At 45.9% G+C, this 2,694-nt stretch carries 1 protein-coding gene; it reads left to right on the top strand.

From position 1 onward, the window contains the following. The first annotated feature begins 2,024 nt into the window (after window positions 1-2,024). Window positions 2,025-2,438 carry a reverse transcriptase N-terminal domain-containing protein gene (locus P5683_RS24060; protein ID WP_006669203.1) on the top strand — a complete coding sequence of 138 codons (414 nt, stop codon included), beginning with the start codon at window positions 2,025-2,027 and terminating at the stop codon, window positions 2,436-2,438. Window positions 2,439-2,694 lie beyond the last annotated feature (256 nt).

Here is a 2,694-nt window from a genome sequence, read left to right as displayed (position 1 = left end):
TCTCGACCAGATTATCAGAGCCTAAAAGGGGTTACAACGTTCCGTTTATATGGGCTTTCCATCTTTAGACTTGTCCTATCCACCGGGGTACTTTTTAAAAGTCTGTGTAGGTGTTATTAACAAAACCCTACTTTTCCCCTTGCTCTTTTGAGCGCAGCGTGTCAACCTGTTTCGCTACTGAATACTTACGATGGTTCAAGTCGGAACATTCAGATTTCCTTAGTCATGGATGGTTGGCAGTGGTCGTATTATTGGGAATAGGTTTTCCCTCACGCCTTCCGTTCCCCGCTTCAATCCTGAGGTTATGATTCCCAAAACTGGGGGTGGCTATCGCCGTTACTCTCTACTCCCTGATTTCTCAGTTTGTTTATGACCTTGAGTTCCCTGCCTTACTTAGATTTCTCCAAGCGTCGGGACATATAAACAGTTATGGGGATGGGCAGGTGTGCTATCCTTATGTTCAACCGAGGGGTTGAAATCCGCACCAGGCGGTTATTTCAGGTATTGCAACCTTATTTCATGCCTGAACGTCTCGCACGATAATTTCTATCCTACACTCAAACTTTCAACAGTAAAAAGCCCCGCTTGACCAACAAATCAGCGGGGCCTTTATAAGGAAACCTTTAAAGTAGGATTATCGCATATCCCAGAGAGCCTTAAACAAAGTCTCAGGCAGCTTTCTGGAGGTGGCATTCCTGGCAGCCTTGAGCGCGGCCACGGAAACTGTGTTCCCTTTGTGGTATGCTCTGGTAATCCGTGCGAGACGTTCAAGCATGAAATAGGGTTGAAACACCCGAAATAACCGCCTGGTGGGGACTTCAACCCCTTGATTGAATATAAGGAACGCACTCCTGAACATCCCCATAACTGTTTATATGTCCCGAATATTTGTATCACACGATACCAAATCAAGGCAGGGACTCCAAGCTCAACATACTTTGTAACAAAACGTAACAATTCTTAACATAACGGAAAAGTTACGACAAAAGGTGAGGATAACGGCGATAGCCACCCCCAGTTTTAGGACTCACAACCCGTCAGATTGAAGCGGGGAACGGAAGGCTCCAAGGTGTAACCCAACACCAGAACCGAGACCACTGCCAACCATCCATGATTAGGGAAACCGAATGTCTGGCTTGAACCGCCGTAAAGAGTAAGTAGCGGTGCGAGACGTTCAGGCATCAAATAGGGCTGCAATGCCCGAAATAACTGCCTGGTGAGGATTTCAACCCCTTGGTTGAATATAAGGAGCGCACTCCTGACCATCCTCATAACTGTTTATATGTCCCGACGTTAGTATAGAAATATACGTGTGATTCGTTTAGGAGTCAAATAAGGCTGCGATGCCTGAAATAACCTCCTAGTGGGACTTCCACCCCTGGGTGGAATATAAGGGATTCACACCCCTGACCATCCCATAACTGTTTATATGTCCCGACGATTTGTATCTTAGGATACCAAATAAAGGCAGGGAACCCAAGGTCAATACACTCTGTAACAAATCGTAATAATTCTTAACATAATGGAAAGTACGAAACAGAGGTGAGGGTAACGGCGATAGCCACCCCCGGTTTTGGGACTCACAATACCAAGACCGAAGCGGGGAACGGAAGGCTCCGAGGTGTAACCTAACACCAGAATCGAGACCACTGCCAACTATCTATGATTAGGGAAACCGAATGTCTGGCTTGAACCACCGTAACTAATAAGCAGCGAAATAGGTTGATACGCTGCGCTCAAAAGAGTAAGGGGAAAAGTAGGGTTTTCTATAGGACACCTACACAGACCTTTAAAGATACCCCGATGGATAGGACAAATCTAAAGATGGAATGCCCATATAAACGGAACGTTTTAACCCCTTTTAGGCTCTGATAATCTGGTCGAGAAAGTCAGTAGTGAAAAGTGTAAGCGTAAGCCTATTAGGGGGTGAGATGTGACCAGAAGCCAACGCCTTACTGTAATGATAAGGATATGCAGACGGGTCACGGTTTGATTGTAAAGAATAGAGTCTAGTAGGAGCACAAATGGCGCAGGCGAGTTTAAAGAAAGGCTTTGGTAAACCCAAACCAATCAAGACTACGAAAAACGCATGGAAAGCAATTCCATGGGCGAAAGTCCAGCGAAAAGTTTTCAAACTCCAAAAGAGGATATTTCAAGCAGCTAAATCGGGACAGGACGCAAAGGCACGAAGGTTGCAACGTCTATTGGTGAAATCATATTATGCCCGACTCTTAGCAGTACGGCGAGTAACCCAAGATAATCAAGGCAAGAAAACGGCTGGAGTCGATGGAGTAAGAGCAATCTCTCCAAGGCAAAGGTTTGAACTGGTTGAGAGCATTAAGGGAAATCTCAAAGCCAAACCACTGCGACGGGTGTGGATTCCAAAACCTGGAAGGGATGAAAAAAGCGGGAATGGGAATACCCACTATCCAAGATAGAGCAAGGCAAGCCTTGGTCAAGTCGGCACTTGAGCCCGAATGGGAATCAAGATTTGAGGGCACAAGCTATGGGTTTAGACCTGGCAGGTCGGCTCAAGATGCAATAGCACGAATTTACTCAAGTATTAACAAAGGTGAATACTTCGTGTTAGATGCGGGTGCGAGACGTTCGGGTATGAAATAGGGCTGAAATGCCCGAAATATAGCATTAGTCAAGGTGGTTAGGACGCAGCTTTGAGAACGGAATCCATGGCAT

The organism is Limnospira sp. PMC 1279.21 (assembly GCF_032349615.1).
In the GTDB taxonomy this organism is placed as follows: Bacteria; Cyanobacteriota; Cyanobacteriia; order Cyanobacteriales; family Microcoleaceae; genus Limnospira; species Limnospira fusiformis.
Note: the sequence above shows the minus strand (reverse complement) of the source record. Positions and strands in the feature narration are given on the sequence as shown.

Bases quoted from the DNA above. Each gene is read 5' to 3' on its own strand.
- P5683_RS24060 (WP_006669203.1), top strand. From the start codon at position 2,025: ATGGCGCAGGCGAGTTTAAAGAAAGGCTTTGGTAAACCCAAACCAATC.